This window comes from Haladaptatus ordinarius (genome assembly GCF_054177595.1).
In genome coordinates this window covers 1-21,499 of sequence record NZ_JBPEHH010000070.1, presented here as the reverse complement: position 1 = coordinate 21,499, position 21,499 = coordinate 1, and the positions used below count along the sequence as shown (strand labels likewise).

Sequence of the window (21,499 nt, the reverse complement as noted above, 5' to 3'; positions counted from 1 at the left end):
CTCTGACTGGATCAGACACGCATTAGAGGAAGAGTTAGAGCGGAGTTGGGAAATCAAGATGAACGGCGTCGGTGTGCCAGAAACGTACGCATCGGCCGCGGGCTGACGCCAGCCCGCGGTCTTGGGCAGGCACCTGACGAGCAACAGCATTCGCCTAGAACGGCGTATCTCAGCTTTCTCGGTTCGGTTCTCTCCATCTGTGGACTCTAGTTCTCCTTCACTCAGCTACTACACCAACGTTCACTCTGGTCATCCGTGACTCAGCACAGCTCACGAAGCGACGCTCGGGAAGTACCGATAATGGACTACAATACGACGAAAAATCCCCTCGATTTTAATGTTGTAGTTTGATTTCAAGATGGTTTTAGTCCTCATGCCAGAGATACTCATCAAGCGGATCCGCTAACTCAGAAGAGCGGGTACACGCGATGTGCGACAGTATATCTTGGAATATGCTACTGATGTTGATGATTATTGAATAGGTTGAACTAGAGTTACTGCCAATATTCCTTGTTAGCCACGACAGGAATATTACGGACGGTGAATGTTTCGTCAGCGAAGTCAACCGTGACATCAATTGTCCTTGGAAGAATTTCTTCAAGACGAGCGAAGGGAAACGTCGGCGACTGAACTTTTGCTGGTTTGGTGTGGTCACTGTCATCAATGGGATATTCGACCGAAATCCAGCGGATATGGTCTGGATACTCCCGATTGGTAGGGACAGATCGAACCGTGACACGTAGCTGTGCCGCATCCGAGCCAAGTTTATCGGTGATATGCTGCAGTACCTGCTCTCGGGCGCGTTGACTGGCTTCAGAGAGCAAAGCTCGCGTAAACGAAATTTCAGAGGTGTCGCTCAGAGTGTCGATTGCGGAATCGTCGCGGATCCCTCGTCGCTGTCGAGTGATCGAGTCTCGATCATCGAAAAACGCGGGACGGTTCCGCTGTTGATCATCTGCGACAGTATCGGGAAGATCGGCTGCAATATGCTCTGTGATTCCCAGTGTGACGATCGCCTCAGTAACAATTTCCGGCGTAACACCGTACTGAGAAACAACATCATCGACGGACGAGTCTCCATTGAGTAGGTCACCGATAGCAGCTGCTACGTCTGCATCCTCATGATAGAGAGCGAATTCGTACGTGTCCGTCATAGCGAACCGATTAGCTTCACTAGCGTATCCATGTGTTGGTACAACCACCTATGTTCCAACGATAACGTTGAATCGGTTTTCGATCTTTTCGATCGCAGTAGCGTTCGCGGTAGAGCCTGATTTGCCCTTGTGAATACCGGCTGCGAGACTATACCCGTACTGGAATTGAGGTTCATAGTATTCGTGGAAGTAAGGGCCTCCTGAATCACCAGGATTCGAGTAAGCCCGAACACCAACAATACTGCCATCGAAACTGCTAATGAAACCAGACCGTCGACCAGTTGCTACGCCTTGTTTGGTGAGTTCGAAGCTCTGATCTCCTGCCCTGTCGTAGAGGTCACTGTTCGTTAGTATACCTCTAATGGGGTACCCATCTAGATACGTGTTCGGACCATCATTAGCTGCATAATCCCGTGTTGTATTAGCGCTAAGATTGCGAACCACAACAGCATCAAAATTGTTCTTGTTTACGCGCCTATTCGGATCAGTAACCCCAATTTTGAACTCGTCGTTGTTTTGGATCCAGACTGGTTGATGCACTTCTTTAGACCATCCGAATGGCCAAGTTTTGAAAATGTGAGCAGCTGTGAGAAAGACTGAAGCATTATTACCCTGGTTTTTTGCAGGCATACCAAGTGTCGCAGAGTTATCTGCACCAGTGCCGAAGATACAGCCAGCAGGAACAGGTCGGTAAGAATAGTCATAATAGGCGTGTAATTCTTCTTCACGTCGTTCAGGTCGAATTGGAATCTCGGAACCGGATGATTCGAGATAGGTTCCACGGCCAGCAACACCCCGAATACTGGGAGGAAAATACTGGCTGAATTCATCGAACGAAATACTTGGCTTGAGTACTTCTCCATCAGGCCGAACAATAATTGGGTAGATCGGGACGAGATACCGCGACACTGGATCGTGACGATTTTTCACTACGCTATCGACTTCGACAGCTACCCGAATCGTGAGGTAATCACTGTGTGACGTCCACGCCGTCGGGATCTGTGCTGCGAGTCGGCGTCGGGCATCGCGGGCCGCTTCAACTTCTTTCCATTTTGGATACGGGGTTGTTGTTAGAATAGGAACCCTCCTACCCATGTTATTAGACTTCTGAAGGTAGTCCGATGTGGGGTCTGGAGTACTAGTACTCAGATCCATTGACGATCCAAGATGACTCACTTGCACAGGTAAATCCTCAGTATTGACTAATCCATCAACACGAATGACGCTTTTAGGATCATGCATTTCTGCTATTACTTCTTGACTAAGATGAGGCAGCGCAGCGGAACTTACTCCGAGTCCGACCAAAGTTTGCATAAATCTACGGCGTCCCATCAAGTGGATTTTCTTACTGTTTGACACACGTTTTGGAGTCATCCATATACATTATGGAATTATAATTTAATAATATACCTAAATTAATCATTCAATTTGATTCTGGATAAAGTTCTATCTGTAGAATAAAAATGATTCTGACTTTCATATCTATTGACCAATTGAATGCCATCCTAATCATCCATTATGTAGACTCGGGTAGCACGAAGGATCCAACACCAACCAAAGGTATTGTCAACATAGTTTAGTATATGAGATGGCCTATCTTGATGATCATTGGTTTTCGTATGGCGTATGTGACCATAGAATGTAATAACAGAGTTTCTATCCGAAATCCGTTCGTCTTGACCCTCTATTTTTAGTTTGGTAATCCCACTTCTGCTTATACTGCACACAGGAAGTAAATCCACTAAACCGAGTGAATTTGAAAAATTGACCTCGCTGCAGTCGCACGTTCTGCTTTGGTTATAGAATCAATCAGTCATCTCGAAACGTGTCGAAATGGCACAAATCAAACTATTATTCTCACGTTTGTGATTAATATCGAACATCTGAATTCAGATTTCAACGATAGTTGGCACGCTAAATACGCACAAAGCACTTCACACCCAAGCTCTGACAGCGTCAAAGACTTTCAATAGGGACGAAGAGACCTCTTTGTGTCTGTGATTTCCTATCCGATTGTCATTGAATCCGGAAACAACTTGGCGAGGTCGTCGTATGTGGTCGCGTGCGCACTCTGTTCAGCAGTCTGCATTGCGGCGTCATCGACAATCCTGACAATATCTGCGCTACCGAGCTCGGTGGATTGGTCGGCTAACCTCTCGTACTCCTGCTGATCAAGATCGATTGGGAGCGTTTGCAATCATACTTTGAAAATTTTCTCGCGTGCATCCTGTTCGGGCAGACCCACCTCGTATTGTTGATCGAATCGTCTACGACGAGTCGCAGTTTCATTAATCAAGTCCACACGATTCGTTGGTGCGAAGTGTTATTGACCGCAGCTTCGAAGATATCATGTATGGTCGTCTTCCCGGTTCGTGAGTATACGAGCTATGATGAGTTCGTACGGGAGTGGTGTGCAGCAACCTTACCGAAGAAGCGTGTTCGTTAGCAAAGGCGCGTGAACGCGGATTGCTTGATGAACAAGCCACACGGTTGCGGTGGCAATTGCTCGGCGAACTCGACCCGGATGAACTGCTCCTCACACTCCCGAAATGGCTTACAGAACAGAAAGTTGGATTCACAGAGGGTGGCACCCCGACGGAGTTTATTGGTCGAATCGGGGATGAGACAGAGAAAGCCATTCTCTTCATCGATTCTGCACCAGCCAAGCCGCTCATGAAACGGGCCCACCGCATCCATACACTCGAAACGAGTCTCAATGAGCAGACCACGCCAACTCACGATGCCGAGCAGCGAGCGTGGCTGCAAGATCGACTCACCAAGCAACGCAACCAGTATGCCACCGATCGTACAACGACAGGGCTCAGTGAAGAATGGCTGCCAACGTCACAAATCATCCGAGCGGTTCGACGGTCGAATCCCTGAGTTATGAACAGGAACGAGGGAATCTCCCAGATAACGGCATTTCTGACGTCTTAGTTGTTCTACTCCGTTGCACAGACGATTAACCGGGCTAAGCGAACTGTAGTTTGCTCTATTCGTGACTGAGTGATGCAGAGATGTCCAACAAGATAGCGCACCCACTGCAGCTCTACAATATCTGTGATACCTCCAAAGATATAATAGACCACAATGCCTATCTATACGTATGACCGACCCAGGCCTCGAATCGTGGACGGCGGGACTGACCGCCCGCGAACGCGTCAGAGAAATTGCAACTACACTTACGGAACCACAATCCGTCGAGTGGATTCGAGAGCAAGCGCAGATCTCCTCATGGCAGACGGCAAAGGATGAACTGGAGATGCTCGTGGAGTTTGGGCAGCTACAGACCGTTACAGGTGACGACGGGAATACCAAGTACGCACCGAACTATCAACTCCGATATTTCCAGGAAGTCACAGAGCTCATCAACAACCACACGCGTGATGAACTTCGCGAGCAGATCGCGGATATTCAAGAAGAGATCGACGAATGGAAAGCTGATTTCGATGTCGACTCACGCGCCACGCTTGAAACCACGCTCACTGACGAGGAACTCGCAAGCGAGGAGATTCGCCGCCGGAACACGGTGATTCGTCAGTGGGACCGATACGAGGACAACAAACGGCTCCTGAAACACGCCCTCCAGTTGTACGACGACGCGCGCTCGCTCCATCCTGGAACGAACAATTCATCTGATTCATCGCCCCCGGTTTCCCAGTAGTTGCTATCTATGATATTTCTTGCAAATAGGGCAAATCTCGACACGAGAACGCTTCTCACGCGTTTGCACAATACACTCCACACACGAGTTCCCAACGAAAATTCGCCGATCGAGCGCGTCTGGTACCACACATCGTCCGGCAACAAGGTCGGTGTCCACGCCTGGATTGATGCGTCGACATTTCTCGGAACCCAATATCCAATCGATGGGGCAGAACTCCAGATTTCATTTGACTTCCCATCCACTTATGACTATGATTTCTACAAGATCCAGTGGATCGAGCCAGAGCGACGTCTAATGCTCGGTTGGCACCAAGATGAAACGCATATGAATCTCGGAGAGTGCCATTTCCAAGTCGATTTTGAGGGGACGACAGTCCAACGCGATTCAGCGAGCTATCTCGATATCCATCCACTGAACGTCTTCGACCAGCGGGTGAACCAGCTAGGAGTGATACTTGATGCGCTCATGTGGACGGATGGACGCCCCTCTGTTCCAGAGCGAGCAATACACTAACCCAGTTCTCGAGTTTTCGTTCATAGAGACGGCTTACACGCTCACCCAACCAAATCTTTGATAGACAGTCACCATAAGATGGAAAATATTCTCTTGATAGAAACGCTACCGGTGTAAGATTCGTACTACGAACTCCGCATAGATCCCGTTAGGGGCCCCGGGGTGTTGTTACTTCCGCTTATGGATTTAACCGGCAGAAGATCGGGGACTAGAAGCGGGAGTGTAACACCGATGAATATTGAATGAGACGGGTACCATATATTACACTCAGGGCTGTAAACTATCCGATAGTGCAGTTGCAATCACGATAGTAAGATTAGAAAACTCTCTCCTGAGGAACGGTTGCAGATTATCGCACTGTGAACACCTTGTCTGAGGCAAGACCGAATTTCATTGCGCAAACCTGCTCATAACTAAGCAAATGGTGGGTGTCTCCTCCTCGTACCCGTCACAGTACGGGAGAAACACCATGACAATACGGGAGAAACACCATGACAACAACACAAGATAATGAAGCCGTCGCTCGACGGTTGTTCGAAGAGGTTTGGCAGAATCACAACTACGATGTCATCGACGAGGTTGTTGCCAAGGACTATGTCCTCCACGATCCATCGATGCCAGAAGAAGAAGCAAGTGAGTGGCCCAGTGGCCGTGAGGGCTATCGGATGATGGCCGAGATGGGATCTGGTATTATCGACGGGCCACTCGAAGTTGAACAAATCGTTCCTGGGGGAGACAACGTCGTGATCCGCTGGAAGCAGACAGGCACGCACGTCGGAGAGATGGGGAACATCGAGCCCTCGAACGAGGAAGTGACCATTACCGGCATCGAAATCGATCGCTTCGAGGACGGCCAGCTCGCCGAGACCTGGCAGGAAGTAAATATGATGGGGATGCTCATGCAAATCGGGGCAATCCCGGACGATCTCTTCAATGAGGAGATGCACTCGGACGACTGAGGAAACCGATTCGCCAAAAATCTAGGGAACGAAATCGAGTGGCCCGGTCACCTCGACGTCGTATCCCTCATGTTTCGCATCGTTAGCGCTTGAAGATTGCAACAAGGCTAATTTTTGAGGATTGGACTCGTTAAAGGCCACTCTGGCTAAGACAGTGGCAAGCGATCTATACCGGGAAATTGAGGTGACACAGATGAGTGAGAACAAGACAATGACTGACGACATCAACCGGACTGTCGATGGACAGAGAAAGGTAATCGTAAGCGAGTTTCTGTCGCTTGATGGGGTAATGCAGGCCCCGGGCGGCCCAGACGAGGATCGTGAAGGTGGATTCGAGCATGGCGGGTGGCAGATGCAATACTTCGATGAGATCTATGGAGACACGGTCTCCGAAGGAATTTCCACGTCGGACGCCCTCTTACTTGGACGGAAGACCTACGAGATCTTCGCCGCGTACTGGCCGACGGCAGATGAAGAGGTCAGTGCCGACTTCGCCGACGTGATGAACAGCATCGACAAATATGTCGCCTCAAGAACCTTGGACGCAGTGGAATGGCAGAATTCGACGCTGCTCGAGGGAGACGTTGCCGAGGCGGTCGCCGAGCTGAAACAACAGTCCGGTCAGGACATCCGTGTCATCGGCAGTGGCGAGCTTGTTCAAACACTCATGGAGCATGATCTCGTCGACGAATATCAGCTCATGATTCACCCGCTCGTTCTCGGCGGTGGCAAGCGGCTCTTCAGGGATGGGAGCAAGAAAACCAATCTGCAACTCGTGGACACCGAGACGACTGGGACCGGGGTCGTGATACTTCACTATGAGACGGAAAGGGAGTAGCGAGTCGAGATGACGAAGGATAGACCTGTTACACCAACTCACCAACGCCCCCGACCCGAGAAGGCATAAGGAAAGCCCGGGATCGGCCCCGCCCGCCTCAGCAAATGGGGTCGGTCTAAGGCGCGACGAAATCTCCCGCCACGCTTCCCCCGCCAGCGACGCCTATTTGCGCACCCTTCACCTAGTTTATTCGGCCATGGCGATCAAGCGAATGGACAACGTCCTCATCGTGGTCGAGGATCTCGAAGCTGCGAAGGCGTTTTTCACGGAGCTCGGTATGCAGCTGGAGGGCGAGACGCGCGTCGAGGGAGAGTGGGTGGACCGCGTCGTGGGCCTCAAGAACGTCCAGAACGACATCGCCATGATGCGGACCCCCGACGGCCACGGCCGCGTTGAGCTCGCGAAATTCATCACGCCCGAGGCCACCCGCGACGGATTCGAGGAACCGGCGGTGAACACCCTGGGGATCCGCCGTATCATGTTTGCCGTCGACGATATCGACGAAGTCCTCGACCGCCTCCGCTCCCACGGCGCTGAACTCGTGGACGAAGTCGCCCAGTACGAAGACGAGTACCGCCTCTGCTATGTGCGCGGCCCCGAAGGCATCATCGTCGGGTTGGCCGAGGAACTCGACGAAATCTAGTGGGTTGCCCCCTGTTTTTTCACCGACACTCAAGGAGATCGTCTTTCGTGATCGTCTCGGCGTCACGTTCGGCCGCACACATCGCAGCATCATCGACCAGTCCAACGATATCCGCTGCGCTGCGATCCGCTGCCGCTCATTCCCGCCGCTACCCCCTTATCAGGTACGGTGTGACTCGAGACTCTCGAACACCTTCTTTCCCCTCCGTGTTGCGAGCTCTGACGGCGGTGCAACGCGATACGCGAGTTCTGTTCGGTGCTGCTCATCGGACGATGAGTCGTCACGAAGAATCGCGACCAACATTCCAGCAGACGAGCGCAAGAGGATGCCGTCCTCCGTGACTGACGATCGCAATCCCTTCAATGTCTGCTGGACGAGTTCTTGGGCTTGCTCTGGCTCGATTGCGAGGTGCACGGTATCAAATTCTGGCCGATCGCGAGTCATTCCTGACATGGTTTGTTTCCACCGGATTAGGCGTCTCTAAACCTACCTCTCACATAAACCTGTGGCCGCGGATTCTCTCAGTCATGGAGCCAGTTGTACCACTCTTCAAGATCAATCAATTCGTTTGTGAGTTCGTCGCTCCCGTATTGAGTAATCACCTCATCGACTGTGCGGGCTAATCCCTCTGGGTCTGTATCCGGGAGACTGTGATCGAAAAAGAGTAGAAGTCCAGCATGCTCCTCCTGGTGATGCAGCGACTCAAAATCTTTCGCGTTATTCGTGATAAGGAGATAGTCATTTACGCCACACCACTGCAGTAACTCGGCATCAACAGTGCATTCACCGAATCTGTCCTTCGCTTGTTCCACCTGGTAGCCCTGTTCTTTGAGTACTCGCTCAAAGATGCGGCTAACATGCTCGTCCAGCAGGATCTTCGCTGCGGCAGTCACTGGACTGGTTCCTTCGGTTTGAGCGATTGATTGTGGACGCGCTCAAACGCAGCATCGTTCTCGCGTCGTAGGTCACGTATCTCATCGACATGTGAGTAGTAGTATGAAAGTGCTTCATACACCTCCGCAAGTGCGAGATCAAGCTGGTCAGCAACATATGCAGGAGACTGGCTATTATCAATCACTCTCGCTGCAATGTGACGAACGCCGATCCGAGTCCCCTTAATTCGCGGTTCGCCACCGAGAACATCGTCGTCGCGAGTGATCGTCATAGGTCAAAATACGCTTCACCGTCATTTATACCTTGGCTGCCTCATTCTCCTTCTCAAAGAGGATCTTCAGCTTTGAGCTTGATTTTTGGTTCATTAGCCAGCTGTCGTCGATTCTGGGAACGACTCGGCGAGGTCATCATACGTGATCGCTTGGGCATCTCGTTCAGCAGCCTTCATTGCGGCGTCATCGACAATTCCGACAATGTCTGCACTACTGAGTTCGGTGGATCGCTCGGCTAACTTCTGGTACTCCTCTTGATCGAGCTCGGTCGGGAGCGTTTGCAACCGCACTTTGAAGATTTTCTCGCGTGCCTCCTGGTCGGGCAGACCAACCTCGTACTGCTGATCAAAGCGCCCCCGGCGAGTGGCGGCCTCATCAAGCAAGTCCGCACGATTCGTTGCTGCAATGAGCAGAAAACTCGGGTCTTCATCGTCTAAGTGCGCCAGAAACTCGTTGACGACTTGGGCGTGCTCCCGGTGAAGATCGTTCCCACGACCGGCAAGGAGTGCGTCTATTTCGTCGACGAAGATCACACACCGGTCGAATTGCTCGGCCTCATTGAACAACTGATTAACTTGCTCGGTGGACTCATTCACCCACCGGCTTTTGATATCGCCAGCGCTCAGCTCGAGGTATGGATGGCCCAGTTCGCCGGCAATGGCCCGGGCGAAATGCGTTTTCCCAGTTCCGGGCGGGCCATGTAGGAGGATACCGTTCGGTGGCGAGACGTTGAACCGCTCATAGGCGGCATCGGTGTGTGAGAGCGGGCGAAGAACCGACCGCATAACATTGCGTTTGAGGGAGTCCATGCCACCAACATCGCGAAATCTCGTGGTAGGCGCGGATTCCCAATCATAAGTAAGATCAGATTGTCCACCGCTATGACTCTCGTCACGGTGTTGTCTATCCTGGATGGTGTGGTTCTGGTTAGTTTCAGATGACGTCGATTGAATTTGTTCTTTCTCCTTTTTTGAGGAATTTTCCTTATCTTGATTGTCAAGCGTTGAAAGAGTAGCAAATACTGGGATAGGTATGCAGACAACCCAGCTGAGCCCCATCAGCCATGGATTATCAAACATAGGAGATACTCGAAATGGCTGTAAGATCGTGACACTACCGGGGACAAAATCGCCCCAGAGTGGTAGAAACCAAATTCCAGTTAGCACAGCAATACCAATCATCATTCCAAAAAACCAGCTCGCGTCTACAGTTTCGTCATCTAACCGACCGAGACGGGTAATAACCGCGAATATAATACTAGTAGCAAGTCCAGGAAGAAACCAAATAGAGATTATGCTGGCGATGACGGTAATAACTATCCCAAAAGTGGATGAAAGCTTGTCAGCTACTAAGAATACACTGATTGGACCCAAGGAGTAGCACGCAGTAGAGATAATAGTTAGAACTCCTAAACTGATTAGTTTCCAGGGAATCCTAGTGAATATTCGGTGAGTAGTGGACGTGGGGTTTTCTCGACCGTCCATATTATGTTATATGCTCCTCTTATTCTGTTAAATAGATTCTGCAAATAATGTCACTTTGATCGACTTTTCCCGCTCGACGACTCGTGCCATTCGTCTAGTGTTCGTTGATCCGACCTAGTTCTATCGACTGGTGTATCTACAACTGGATTTTCGCGATAATGCTCGAGACCTGCTTCTGCCCAATCAAGGGGAGAACGGTCGAGATTTCGTAGTGTGAAGTTCGTCCCTGCACGTGCATCTTTAGCTACACGCTTCCCTTTTTTCTTCCCATAGTGACCCGCAGATCTCCCGTACTTAGAGAATGACTCTGGTGTTTTGGACGAAGCAGTAGAAACAGCACGTGTCTTAGCGCTTTGAACAGCCGAACTTGCTTTACCAGCCGTCCCAGTGACTTTTCCTCCAGTAGCGCGATTATCTGCTTGACTGATGGCGGATCCCGCTGCAGCGCTCGCTGTTGTTGCAGCGCTACTGGCACGCTTGCCACCAAACCGCGCCTGCTTCATAATACTCGCACGGCTTGACTGGTGAGACTTCCCACCCGATGCCGACGACCGACTTCGAGACGTCCGTTTCCGTCGACTCCGTACCCGACCAGGCACAAAGCCCGACGACATGGCGGTCTTCAGTCCATAGATCGCCGGTGCAACCAAGCCGATCAACCAGAAAAGGAACGACTCGAGAACTTCGTTGAACGAGCCTGGATTCGACCCTGCAGTGGTCGCTGCCTGCGTGGCTGCGCCGGATCCAGTGATACCCATCGCAGTTGCACCGACGTACATGAGTGCAGCCATGAAGATACCCGCAAACAAGAGCGAGAGCGTTGCGTTGATGAACATCTTCGCCGCTTTCGCTGAATCTTCGAATGGCCCAAAGTCGAGATAGAGCATCACTGCCAGAATCGGCAGCGTCACAAACATCGCGACGAAAAGGAACTCCCGAATCACCAGCATCGCAAACAACAGGAGAATCCCGGCAATGGAGGTCACACTGAGAATCACCATGCCGACTGCAACGACACCTGCGGAGGCAGCTGCGCCTTCCATCCCGGTTTTGAGCACTTGCGTCCCGAATGCGCCATAGCTCTCGGGGTAGATGTAGGCGATGACCGCGTTCACGAGCAGCAGGCCGAAATGCATGAGCTGGCGCCCCACAGCAACAAAGATAATCGCCTTGAGTGCCTTCCAAACCAGGATGACACTATCCACGTCGGCGTTCTTTGAAAATGGCTGTGAAGCAAAGCCAGCCATCACCACGACCACAAGCAACTGTGGAAAGATACCCAACAGGTGGTCAAACGCCTGGAGGTACTGCGGATCGGTATAGGGGCTATCGAAGACCAAGAAGGTGTACACGCCACCGGACATCAACAGTCCAACAAAGCCCATCAGCTTCGTCATCAACCAGGTGAACAGATCTGCGATCCACCCGGTGAATCCAGCGGCAAGAACGAACGACGTCATCTCTGCGGGGAGATGGCTGGCGTCGACTACGAGCTTGGGAACACTGTGAACGATGGTTGTGCCGTGTGATTGGAGGGTGGGGATCATTGGGTGTCAAAAAGATGGTGTTTGCTTGTATATCAATACCATCGCGTAAAAATATTTTCTTAGGCATTATGAATTATCGTCGGCGGAGATAGTAAAATGGAAGATAGAATAGCACGAATGCGATGACAGCCACGAATCCTTTACTCACTGCCACCAATGCACTATAGATGTTGAACGGTGTCGGTGCAAATCGGATCTGATTGTGCGATGGGGCGTAGTAGAGTCCTCGTGAATCGTTGGCGACACCGCGAAACGTCGCTTCGACCGCACTCTCATCACGCGTGACGACCGCAACACCATCACTGTTGGTGGTGACACGGCCCTTAATGGCCCCGTGGAGATAGATCGATTGGTTAGTGATCGGGCTCCCAGTCTGGGCGTCGGTGAGTTCGATCTGAACGCGTTTCTTACCCTGCTTCGTGAGTGTGAGCGAAACCGGGTGTTCGGAGACAGTCCTCGTTTTCAGTGGAATCTCATCGCCATGAATGTCGTAGAGCGTGGCGAGTGGCTGATCGACGTTCGTAATAACCACACGAGTGGGCGCCCGTGGTGGAACCGATGAGAGGTTGACAGTCGGCTTAAGCGGTGCAGCCTTGGGAGCGAGCGGAACGGTGCGAACACGCCCGACAGTTGCCGTCGACGCTGTCTGTGAGGCTATGCGAGCAATCGCTGGCTTGCTTCGAACGGCGATCAGCTGTTTTTCGAGGATGTCTGGTGGCGGGACTGTTCTCTGTGAGGTCGTGAGGGGTGGCGAAGAGCGATTGACCGACCTGTTAAGCGGAACTAACGGTTGTGATGTATTGAGTGAGAGCGTCGTGTTGGGGCGCTGGGTGCCGATCGTTGCATTCCGGTAGCGATGCTGGGAGTAGACGCCCCACACGTTTTGGAGACGCATCTGCCCGGATTTGAATGACGCATAACTCCAGTGTCGACGAGTGGTGACTGTCGTGGGGCCGTCGAGGTGGAGAATAATCCGTTTGAGGTCGCCGTCGTCAGTGACGAGGGTTTGCGTCGCGTTGAGTTGTTGGTTCGGTGTGATAACGACGGGTGCTGCATCGCGAACAGTATGCGAAAGGAGAGTCGTATTTGAGGTCACATTCGTTTGCTCCCACCCCGAACTCGTCCGGATTGAGACAGTCTTATGAATGGCCAACTGCGTTGTGATCGTTCCTCGAACGGCCATTGTCGTCCGCCCAGTCGCCCGCGCGTTCGTGTATGTGAGCGGCCGCGATGCTCCGGCTTCCTGTGAACTATTTCCAGTAGACCATGTTTGCGAGCCGATTCTGAGTGACCGATTGATAGACTGGCTCGTGATGGAGTAGTCGAGACAGGTCTTGGTACCATTCGTGACTGTACAGGTCTGATTTGGAAGCACTGTCGAGTAATCGAGCGAGGCGAGAATAGACCCGTTTCGGGGAAGCAAGAAGAGATTTTGTGACGATGTGTTCGTTCGTCCCAGACGGGTTTGCGTCCCGTTCTGCGTCCCGAGGATCGTCACATGAGCATTCTTGACGACAGTGCCGTTCGTACGATTGGAATCAGGAAACCACACGCTCGTCGAGCGATTGTGCGGCAGGTTCTGGAGGTTGTTACGTCGGTACTCGGCGAGTGTCTGATTGTGAGGCCCGACTTCGTGGGACGGCTGGGACGTTGCATACGTGAAATCACGAGCCCGGCTAGCATTTGCTGCTGAGATATTCGGAGACTGGAGAATCGTACGAAGGTCTGGCTGAATGAACGGTGGTAGTGCACCGATGGTGGGATCTGGGTCATCAGAGACGAAGACGTCAGTGGCGTTCGCAAATCGGGTGGTGCTGACGCCAGTTGCAAATGAACTGAGTAGCAGAAGCAGGACAACGAGTCCAAGAAGGAGTGGCCGAAGACGTGTATCCGAGAGTGATGGCATTCGTGGGGAAAGAGCTCAACGCGATGGTCGGCCGATGATATACAGGAGACGAAGCTGGCGCACCGTCGTTAGAACAACGGTGGGACGATCATCCCCGGAGCTAGGTTTTCGAAGAGAGTGACGAACACATTATAGCTGACCGAGAGCACAATCATCCCAGCGCCACCCCAGAGAGCACGCCAGCCCCACTGTGTGCGACTTGCATTGCGTCCGGAGACGAACCATAGCGCTGCGCCAACGAGAAAGACGATGACTCCGATTTGGCCCAACGTGGTTGCGACGAACTGTTCGATCTCACTGAGCGAATTGTTGATCTCGCTTTGTTGAGCGGCGGCGATACCAGTACTGACACCGAATGCGAGCAGGGCAGTGACCAGATACGAAATTCGATGACGGAATGGGAAGTGCATACACAATTTCGTTCTTTTTCCCATAATAAAAACTTTAGCCTTTATGAATAATATATTGAATTTTAGATTGTGTCGTGGGGCAATACGGACTTGTTTCGAAGATGGATTCGAACGATCAAGGCGGCCGATACTCATCTTCTCCTGGAAAGAATGAATGTTAATCCCGTCTTCGTCTACGTGGTTCGCACTGATTATTTACCATATATAATAATAGGATTTAAGTGCTGGAGATTAGTCACTCCAGTATGACTAATACAGACTCTGACCAAGACGACTCTGCTGACACAGACGAGAACGAATCCGCTCCTGATTTTGCGTCGTATAATCTCCCAACCGACCTCACTGCCTTTCAGACACACCTCTTGTGTGTCATCTACCGGTTAGGGCCAGCTGAGGGTGTTGATCTGCAGGAAGCCTTGGAAGACCTCTATCCAGAGCCGATCAATCACGGCCGATTATATCCTGGCCTCGATCGACTCGTTGAAAAAGGGTTGATCTCGAAGCAGACAAAAGCAAGCGATAAGCGACGGAATGCGTATGCAACCGTTGGACGGGGCGACTGGGCGGTCGAAGAGTATCACCGATTCATGCACGATATTGTGACGCCAGAGTAGCCATCAAAACACTTCTCACTGCTGGTCGTCGCTCTCTTGGTCGGCCTCATCACCGTCTACTATGGGACGTGGTTCTAGTCTGATTCTCTCACGGGAACACTTCTGCGAACGGAGAGAGTGCAAAGATGACTGTCCCCATCGCGAGCACGCCAAGTAACAAGAAGACAGTGTTTGCGAGTGTGCTCGCAGCACGAAGGCGTGAAAGTGAGATCCGTCGCCGAGAGAACGGGAGGAACGGCTGGATACCACTGACCGTAATGATGTCGCCGGCGAGATGGACACAGATACCGAGAACACCGATGACAAACCCGAGTCCGGCGAGTGTTTCGGGAGTGAGTGCGGCAAGTTGCTCGGTCGCGATTGTGACTGCCGTGATATTGGTCGCTGGAAGGACAGTCGTCTGCAGCCAGTGTGCAAACGGGACGGTAAGATACCGTCCAAGAAGCCAGCCACAACCGGCACATAAGAGTCCAGCAATACAAGCAGTCAGCAGCGAGTGACTCACGCCACGGTGCGAGAGGCCGGGTATCCAATGGTCATTATCGGGAAGTGGTTCGATAATGAGGACGCCGAGCACGAGCAACCCAGCAAGAGCAAAGTGATCGCGCAATATGAGGGCATAGGAGATTGGTGCAAGAACAAGAAGCGTGATGCCGAGATGGCCGTGTCGATACATACTAAGTCGCCTCTGGGTCTAATTCGGACTCATTTTGCGACTAGTATAATAGTTTTGTATCAACTGTAGACATCACAAACACGAGAAATATAAATAGAGATTTTGCAAATAAGAACTGGTTGTAATTGCTGTCCTATGCGGAGGTAAATTTCATGTGGTTATAACCGTCAGTACCTTCTAGCAGGGTTCATGCACCGTTTCAGTGTGGGGATCGCGTCCGTGTTGATATTCCTGACGAGAGTGATCCCGACTTTGAGACAGCCCACGGTCGACGGGGAATGTTACTGAAATCATCACGGATGATGCGAGTGATGTCACTGGTGACAAGCGAGACAACCGGATATATCGGGTGCAGTTCGACACCGGAGAGCAGATGGATTTTCGCTGGCGAGATTTGCGCCCAGTATGACCTCATCGCGTGTGTAGCGCAACGGATCCATCATCACCGTCTCGTCAGCGCACAAGCGGCATCTTGGTGACGTTACGATCCAGAAGACTGACCGAGGGATTGTGGATATCTTCGATGCTTTGAATTACGTATTCACCAACCAAGTCGATCCTCGCCCTTCGGTTGAAACTCTCTCCCGATGAATCAAACTCAGCGTTCGAGCGTCCGTGAGGTGGCGACTGTCGATTGACTGGTCTGGGTGATTTCTAGAACCGTCATCAGGTCTGTCCGCGAGATCAGACCGGCGAGCGAGCCGTCGCCTTCGGTTACGAGAAGCCGACCGATATCCTGCTGCTGGAGGGTCGTGAGCGCATTCGTCGCCTCGCCGCCGGGTCGGACCGTCACCAAATTTGTCGACATGATGTCAGTGACTGTCGCATCATCTTGGCGGTCGGATGCCCGTTCTTGGACGTCTTCGAGCGTGACGATGCCGACGAGGTCATCGCCGTCAACGACCGGATACCCGGTGTGACGTTCGCGGACCATCCGGTCAAGCAAGGTATTGATCGACGTCTCGGGTGCCACCGTATCGAGTTCGGCCGCCGCCGTCATTATCTCCCTGACGGTCAGTCCCTCGAAGGCCGCTTGCATAACCTCCTGGCTGGTCTCGCTCGTCGCGGCAATATAGATGAAGAAGGCGATAAGAATCCAGAACAGGTTAAGCGTAAAGACCCCAGTGATTCCAAGCAGGAACGCGAACCCCTTCCCGACGGCAGCGGCGATGCGGGTTGCCTGCCGACGCGACCGGTTGCGCGAGAGTACCGCGCGGAGGACTCGCCCACCATCCATTGGGAATCCCGGAAGCATATTGAACGCCGCGAGCACCACATTGAGCACCGCTAAGTAGCCGATCACGAACCGAACTGCGGGGAGCCTACCAGCGAGCAGTTCGAACGACCCGTAGAACAGGACCCCGAGTGCGACGCTAACGATCGGGCCAGCGATGGCGATCGCGAACTCCTGTCGCCAGTCGTCAGGCAACTCCGCAAACTGTGCGAGACCGCCCAAGAACCACAGCGTGATCGATTCAGTCTCAAGGCCGTACCGGCGTGCTACGAGCGAGTGACCCAGTTCGTGCAAGAGAACGCTGGCGAAGAGGCCGAGTGCAGCGCCCACCCCCAAGAGCCAGGGGAGCAACCCCGCGGTAAGCGGTTCAGGATCGAGTGGGGTTCCGAAGATCCCGTTGATCAAGTTCACTGTGAGGCCAACCTGCGAACCGATGAGGTAGGCTAGCAGTGGGAGGATCAACAAGAACGAAATTCCCAGTCTAATCGGGATGCCGAACAGCGAACCGAGACGGAGACTCGCCATGTACCCACTACGGGCTCAAGCCCTATCAGGTAACCCCCCGGATATCGAACGCTGGTGGTTCGATCGGTATCGCCCCAGCAATTTGATTCGACGATGGCAACACTGTACTCGGCCACTATTGTCTTCAATCCTTGGAACGAATAGTCTCTGAATAAGGCACTGTTAAATCGAGAATAAGCCGCAGAAGGCACCGGAGAGATTTATCTCTGGTTTTATTGAAATTCGTAGATATCTGCTTAGACGGCCGATTCAGATTGTCTAAGCAAAAACTGATCATCACATCCGTCTGGTGATAATAAGGCAACGGTGACCATGACGTGGGCTTCATCGGTCTCGGCAAAACGACCTCCAAATTCGACGTAAACTTCAGGAACCGTGCCAGCAGGGAAATCGATTTCTGAAGAAGCACCGACAGATCGTGTATTGGCCACTCGATTAGGTTATCGAGGGGTCGCAACAGAGTACAGCTGTAGCTGCGAGAATGATGGGGTAGCAGGTAATCATCAGAGGGTCACGTTCGGTTCCCGACAGTGGGATTGACCTGTAATGAATGTTAGAGTCGGGGACGCGAATTTCAACGAGTAGTATACGAGTGTTATACGGGCGTTGGTGAGAGGTTGTAGTATTCGTGTTGTCAGGGCATGACGTGAACGATTGGACTCTTTTTTCTACTTACCCATCGAAAATATAGTTGGGAAAGAAACATGAATCACATTGCAGCAATTCCGGCCGGTGAAATGGAGTCTGAACAGGGTGGCGTGCTTGCAGGAGCTATCATCGCGATTCTCGGAATCCTCGCAATAGTCTTCCCGTTTATTACTGGGATTTCGCTCTCGCTTCTTCTTGGTGCGCTTCTGGTGGTCGGTGCAATTATCCATATCGCACATGCGTTCTCGGCGGGGAGTTTTTGGGGGGCATTTTGGCAGATCGTGCTCGGCATCCTCTATGGATTTGCGGGGATTTCATTCATGGCAAATCCCGTGATCGGTTTGACGACACTGACAATCCTCGCGATCGCGTTTTTCATCGTTGACGGCATCGTCGAGATCGGGTGGGCGATTACCGGTCACGGGAATAGAGGATGGCTGTGGCTTCTCGCGAGCGGTACTTTGTCACTGCTCGTTGCTGGCCTCCTCTGGATTGGATTCCCGGTGACCGCACTGTGGGCGGTGGGTGTCCTGTTTGGCGTGAATTTGCTCGCCACAGGTCTCTCGATGCTCATGGTCGGAATGGCAAATCGGCGAGCCGCACGAGAAGAGACGCCGGTGGAAGGAGGCCAGGAAGTCTAAAGAGGACAGGTGACGTCTGAAAGCGACGTCGACTCCTCCCCTTCGATCGGCGTCACCAACATACTATCGACGATGCCGTGTATAATGCGCCACCCATGCTCCTCGAGGATCGCTTTCGTCTCCAACAGAATCTCTCTAGCATACGCGTTGATCGCCTCATGGCACTCGATCCGTCCAAACTTCGCATTCGAGAAGCCCTGATAGCAATATTGTAGTTTAATTTTATCCGTTCCCGGATCGGTTACAGATGATTTCCCACGATTGATCTCTTTCCCGTCTTCGAAGTCTTTCCAACGGATTTCATCGAACGACAGTGACCATCATCGGCGCGCGGCGCATCACCCGATCCGCGACCGACCCGAGGAGAATATCTGTGAGGTCGTCGCGGCCGTGCGTTCCGATGACGATGTGATCCACCTCGTTCTCCCGCGCGTAGGTGAGGATCTGGCGCGCCGGTTGGCCCATCTTGACGACGCTCTCGAATGGAACGTCGCGTTCGTCCGCTAATTCGTGCATCTCCGCGTGGAGTTGTTTTGCATTTTCCCACTCCTTCTGGTACCACTCTTGCGAGTACGCTGGCATTCCCGACTTTCCGAGCGGCGATTGTAACCCCGGCGTCAGCGGGTCTATGTCGAACGGATTAACCACAGTGATGACCGTGAGATCCACATCCGGCATCGTCAACGCATATTCGAATGCTTCCTCCGCCTTCGGTGAGCCATCGAGCGGCACGAGAACGTGTTCCCCCATGATAGCCGAAACAACAGTCACGAAGTAAAACGGTTTTCTCTGCTTTCGTCACGAATCGAGACAAAATATTTGATGGCGAACACGACAGAATTACAACTCGACTTCACGGCAGATATGACCGGACAACTCACCCAACGTGCATGACAAACGCGAAGACGAGATACGACCCGATGACCGAGAGGGTCGGCGAGAGAATCCACAATAGGACGATGCGACTCGTCGCCGCTGGGTCGAACAGGCTCTCGGCCGCCAGTTCCTCGATGTCCTCCTCGCCAATGGGGGGGACCTGTCCGACCTCGCCGCCGTCGCCAACCGTGGATGGGTCGGAGACTTCACCCTCTGCAACTTCACCGACTGTCGGGCCAGGCGGCACGTCGGATTCGCTCGTCTCGGCGATGAGCGCCCCCGACGACAGATCGGCAGTTGGCGTCGGTTCGCCCTCAATGGCGGCATCGGCCACCTCCGCGACCGTTACCGCACGACTGGCGCGTCCCCAGCCAAGCCCGATGATACACGACGTAGTACTCACCGCGAGACTCGCAGGAATGCCGAGCCGTGAGAGGATGGTGATGATGGTCGCGCCGATGAGCGAGACGATGAGGGCAGCCAGAATGGGAAGGTCGGTAATCCCCTCGCTGATGGTATCGAGTGTCCGGCGTGCGATGGTGAACCCACCGAGGCCGATTGCGCCGATGGCCAGTAAAATCCCTTGACTGGCGGTGATCGCTCCGTTCCCAATGAGCGGTGCGACGGCGTTCGCGGCGTTCGACGCGCCCGCGCTGAAGCCCATATAGCACGCGATGACGAGCACGGAGGCCGCACCGCCGACCTCGCGGCCCCCAATGCCGCGTCCGAATCGCAACCGCGGAACCGACCCGGAGCGGTCGATTGACACCAGTCCCTCCTCGATTCGGGAGAACGAAAATCGTGCGTCCAGATATGGATAGATGTATCGACCGATGATCAGCCCGGCGAAGAACGCCGAAAGCGGTGCGACGATCCACGCTGAGACGATGGTGAACATCAGCTGATAGTTGAGCGAGTCCGATGCCAGCCCTAACCCGACGATGGCACCGACGGCGGTCATCGACGTTGACGCCGGGACGCCGTAGAGGTTCGAGATGAGCAGCGCGAATCCGGCGAAAAAGAGGACGACGACACTCGTTCCGAGCGTAAACTGGCTGGCTGGGACGATGCCGTTGCTCATCGTCTCAATGACGTTTCGTCCGACCGTCCAGCCACCGAGCAGCGCGAACCCCGTAAAAAGTGCCGCTGCTCCGATTTTCCCGACGATACGACTGCCGACTGCGGGACCGAACGCGACTCCCGTTGACGAACCGCCGATGTTGTACCCGACGAATATGGCGACGAACAATCCCACGAGTAGTAGCGCAGTGACCACACTAGTACCCCCAATCTGTACAACGGGAGCGAGCTATTTCGTTCTTGCTCAATAAACTCTCTTTCGTCCGATAAGACCGCCAAAAGTCGAGACATCATCAATGCCAAAACCAAGCTTTGATCAGGGTTTTTATTCTAGACGATAATCGTCCAATAGTATTGGAACACGTTCATCGGTATATTTGACCGTACAATCATAGCCTGAAATATAATTTCGTAGAATCACTGCCGACGGTGCTGTGCTCTTGTCACTCGGCAACTCTATAGCAAGTGGCTCTGAAGTTCCCGTCGACACACTACGTTTTGGAATCTTGTTCAGTAGGATTTTTGCAGCGGTCTCTTTTGGAATATCGAGGAACAGCGTCGAGTGTTCCGTTTCTCTTTCTCCCCACCCATCTATCAGAACTTATTTATAAATATTTGATTCTAGTTGTCATCGCATCTGATGACATAACAAGATTAACCCATTTATCATACCAAGATAGTCATACAATTCCAAGTCCTTCGTACTTGGCTCTTCCAACACTCGGCGCACGCCCATATACGGAGGAGTGGGTCCTTGGGGCGATCCACTTCCGTTTATGATTTTGCAACCAGCGAGTATCTAGTGCTTCGTCAACCATAGATTGTTAAGAGACAATCTGTTAGAGAGGATATGGTAAACAAGGAGTATACGGTTGATCTTTCAGACGAGGAACGCACCGAGCTCGAATCGTTCGTCTC

General features: G+C 52.5%; 21 protein-coding genes and 3 pseudogenes. 8 read left to right on the top strand and 16 right to left on the bottom strand.

All coding sequences use genetic code 11. The features are described from left to right. Positions 1–494 precede the first annotated feature (494 nt). Entirely contained in the window at positions 495–1,154 is a 660-nt protein-coding gene (locus ACR3FF_RS19590; protein WP_458189803.1) for a hypothetical protein, read from the bottom strand. A 48-nt stretch (positions 1,155–1,202) separates the two neighbouring features. After that, positions 1,203–2,528, bottom strand: a complete 1,326-nt coding sequence (locus ACR3FF_RS19585; protein WP_458189802.1) for a chymotrypsin family serine protease — start codon at positions 2,526–2,528, stop codon at positions 1,203–1,205. Between the two features lie 1,732 nt (positions 2,529–4,260). Between ACR3FF_RS19585 and ACR3FF_RS19580 the strand changes: the two genes are divergently transcribed. The 5 genes from ACR3FF_RS19580 to ACR3FF_RS19560 all read left to right on the top strand — a co-directional run bounded on the left by ACR3FF_RS19580 (position 4,261) and on the right by ACR3FF_RS19560 (position 7,774). Then, positions 4,261–4,818, top strand: coding sequence for a DUF7342 family protein (locus tag ACR3FF_RS19580; RefSeq protein ID WP_458189801.1), 558 nt, complete (start codon positions 4,261–4,263; stop codon positions 4,816–4,818). 63 nt (positions 4,819–4,881) lie between these two features. Next, a complete protein-coding gene (locus ACR3FF_RS19575) occupies positions 4,882–5,334 on the top strand; it encodes a hypothetical protein (protein WP_458189800.1) in 453 nt (150 codons plus the stop codon). 491 nt (positions 5,335–5,825) lie between these two features. After that, positions 5,826–6,293 carry an ester cyclase gene (locus ACR3FF_RS19570; protein WP_458189799.1) on the top strand — a complete coding sequence of 156 codons (468 nt, stop codon included), beginning with the start codon at positions 5,826–5,828 and terminating at the stop codon, positions 6,291–6,293. Between the two features lie 193 nt (positions 6,294–6,486). Beyond that, positions 6,487–7,131: a dihydrofolate reductase family protein gene (locus ACR3FF_RS19565; protein ID WP_458189798.1), complete on the top strand. Its 645-nt coding sequence runs from the start codon at positions 6,487–6,489 to the stop codon at positions 7,129–7,131. A 196-nt stretch (positions 7,132–7,327) separates the two neighbouring features. Continuing rightward, positions 7,328–7,774: a VOC family protein gene (locus tag ACR3FF_RS19560; RefSeq protein ID WP_458189797.1), complete on the top strand. Its 447-nt coding sequence runs from the start codon at positions 7,328–7,330 to the stop codon at positions 7,772–7,774. A gap of 19 nt (positions 7,775–7,793) precedes the next feature. Here ACR3FF_RS19560 and ACR3FF_RS19555 read toward each other — a convergent pair whose 3' ends face one another. The 8 genes and pseudogenes from ACR3FF_RS19555 to ACR3FF_RS19525 form a co-directional block, all read right to left on the bottom strand. Further along, on the bottom strand, positions 7,794–7,883 hold the full coding sequence (locus ACR3FF_RS19555) for a hypothetical protein (RefSeq protein WP_458189804.1): 90 nt from the start codon (positions 7,881–7,883) through the stop codon (positions 7,794–7,796). A 412-nt stretch (positions 7,884–8,295) separates the two neighbouring features. After that, a complete protein-coding gene (locus tag ACR3FF_RS19550) occupies positions 8,296–8,667 on the bottom strand; it encodes a DUF5615 family PIN-like protein (protein ID WP_458189796.1) in 372 nt (123 codons plus the stop codon). Next, on the bottom strand, positions 8,664–8,939 hold the full coding sequence (locus ACR3FF_RS19545) for a DUF433 domain-containing protein (RefSeq protein WP_458189795.1): 276 nt from the start codon (positions 8,937–8,939) through the stop codon (positions 8,664–8,666). The genes ACR3FF_RS19550 and ACR3FF_RS19545 overlap by 4 nt, the downstream gene beginning before the upstream one ends. A gap of 93 nt (positions 8,940–9,032) precedes the next feature. Further along, complete coding sequence (locus tag ACR3FF_RS19540; RefSeq protein WP_458189794.1) at positions 9,033–10,313, bottom strand: AAA family ATPase; 1,281 nt, start codon at positions 10,311–10,313, stop codon at positions 9,033–9,035. Positions 10,314–10,474: 161 nt separating this feature from the next. Next, on the bottom strand, positions 10,475–11,971 hold the full coding sequence (locus ACR3FF_RS19535) for a TrbL/VirB6 family protein (protein ID WP_458189792.1): 1,497 nt from the start codon (positions 11,969–11,971) through the stop codon (positions 10,475–10,477). A 73-nt stretch (positions 11,972–12,044) separates the two neighbouring features. After that, positions 12,045–12,503 (bottom strand): DUF8186 domain-containing protein, encoded by a 459-nt coding sequence (locus ACR3FF_RS19530; RefSeq protein WP_458189791.1) that lies wholly within the window; start codon positions 12,501–12,503, stop codon positions 12,045–12,047. A gap of 519 nt (positions 12,504–13,022) precedes the next feature. After that, a pseudogene (locus ACR3FF_RS27450) lies at positions 13,023–13,877 on the bottom strand (DUF8186 domain-containing protein); the annotation flags it as partial. A gap of 68 nt (positions 13,878–13,945) precedes the next feature. Next, positions 13,946–14,422, bottom strand: a complete 477-nt coding sequence (locus ACR3FF_RS19525) for a hypothetical protein (RefSeq protein WP_458189790.1) — start codon at positions 14,420–14,422, stop codon at positions 13,946–13,948. Positions 14,423–14,532: 110 nt separating this feature from the next. Here ACR3FF_RS19525 and ACR3FF_RS19520 point away from each other — a divergent pair, with 110 nt between their 5' ends. Further along, positions 14,533–14,901, top strand: coding sequence for a helix-turn-helix transcriptional regulator (locus tag ACR3FF_RS19520; RefSeq protein WP_458189788.1), 369 nt, complete (start codon positions 14,533–14,535; stop codon positions 14,899–14,901). 88 nt (positions 14,902–14,989) lie between these two features. Here ACR3FF_RS19520 and ACR3FF_RS19515 read toward each other — a convergent pair whose 3' ends face one another. Then, a complete protein-coding gene (locus ACR3FF_RS19515; protein ID WP_458189787.1) occupies positions 14,990–15,577 on the bottom strand; it encodes a metal-dependent hydrolase in 588 nt (195 codons plus the stop codon). A 197-nt stretch (positions 15,578–15,774) separates the two neighbouring features. On the opposite strand from ACR3FF_RS19515, the pseudogene ACR3FF_RS19510 reads away from it, so the two are divergent. Continuing rightward, positions 15,775–15,986, top strand: a pseudogene (locus tag ACR3FF_RS19510) (DUF8139 family protein); the annotation flags it as partial. A gap of 189 nt (positions 15,987–16,175) precedes the next feature. Here the strand turns inward: ACR3FF_RS19510 and ACR3FF_RS19505 are convergent. Further along, entirely contained in the window at positions 16,176–17,336 is a 1,161-nt protein-coding gene (locus tag ACR3FF_RS19505) for a site-2 protease family protein (protein WP_458189786.1), read from the bottom strand. Positions 17,337–17,572: 236 nt separating this feature from the next. Then, positions 17,573–17,767: a hypothetical protein gene (locus ACR3FF_RS19500; RefSeq protein WP_458189785.1), complete on the bottom strand. Its 195-nt coding sequence runs from the start codon at positions 17,765–17,767 to the stop codon at positions 17,573–17,575. Positions 17,768–18,040: 273 nt separating this feature from the next. Here ACR3FF_RS19500 and ACR3FF_RS19495 point away from each other — a divergent pair, with 273 nt between their 5' ends. Then, positions 18,041–18,625: an HdeD family acid-resistance protein gene (locus tag ACR3FF_RS19495; protein WP_458189784.1), complete on the top strand. Its 585-nt coding sequence runs from the start codon at positions 18,041–18,043 to the stop codon at positions 18,623–18,625. A gap of 11 nt (positions 18,626–18,636) precedes the next feature. On the opposite strand, the pseudogene ACR3FF_RS19490 reads toward ACR3FF_RS19495, so the two are convergent. The 3 genes and pseudogenes from ACR3FF_RS19490 to ACR3FF_RS19480 form a co-directional block, all read right to left on the bottom strand. Further along, a pseudogene (locus ACR3FF_RS19490) lies at positions 18,637–18,828 on the bottom strand (hypothetical protein); the annotation flags it as partial. Positions 18,829–18,925: 97 nt separating this feature from the next. Further along, positions 18,926–19,375 (bottom strand): universal stress protein, encoded by a 450-nt coding sequence (locus tag ACR3FF_RS19485; protein WP_458189783.1) that lies wholly within the window; start codon positions 19,373–19,375, stop codon positions 18,926–18,928. A 127-nt stretch (positions 19,376–19,502) separates the two neighbouring features. After that, positions 19,503–20,777 carry an inorganic phosphate transporter gene (locus tag ACR3FF_RS19480; RefSeq protein ID WP_458189782.1) on the bottom strand — a complete coding sequence of 425 codons (1,275 nt, stop codon included), beginning with the start codon at positions 20,775–20,777 and terminating at the stop codon, positions 19,503–19,505. Between the last annotated feature and the right edge of the window lie 722 nt (positions 20,778–21,499).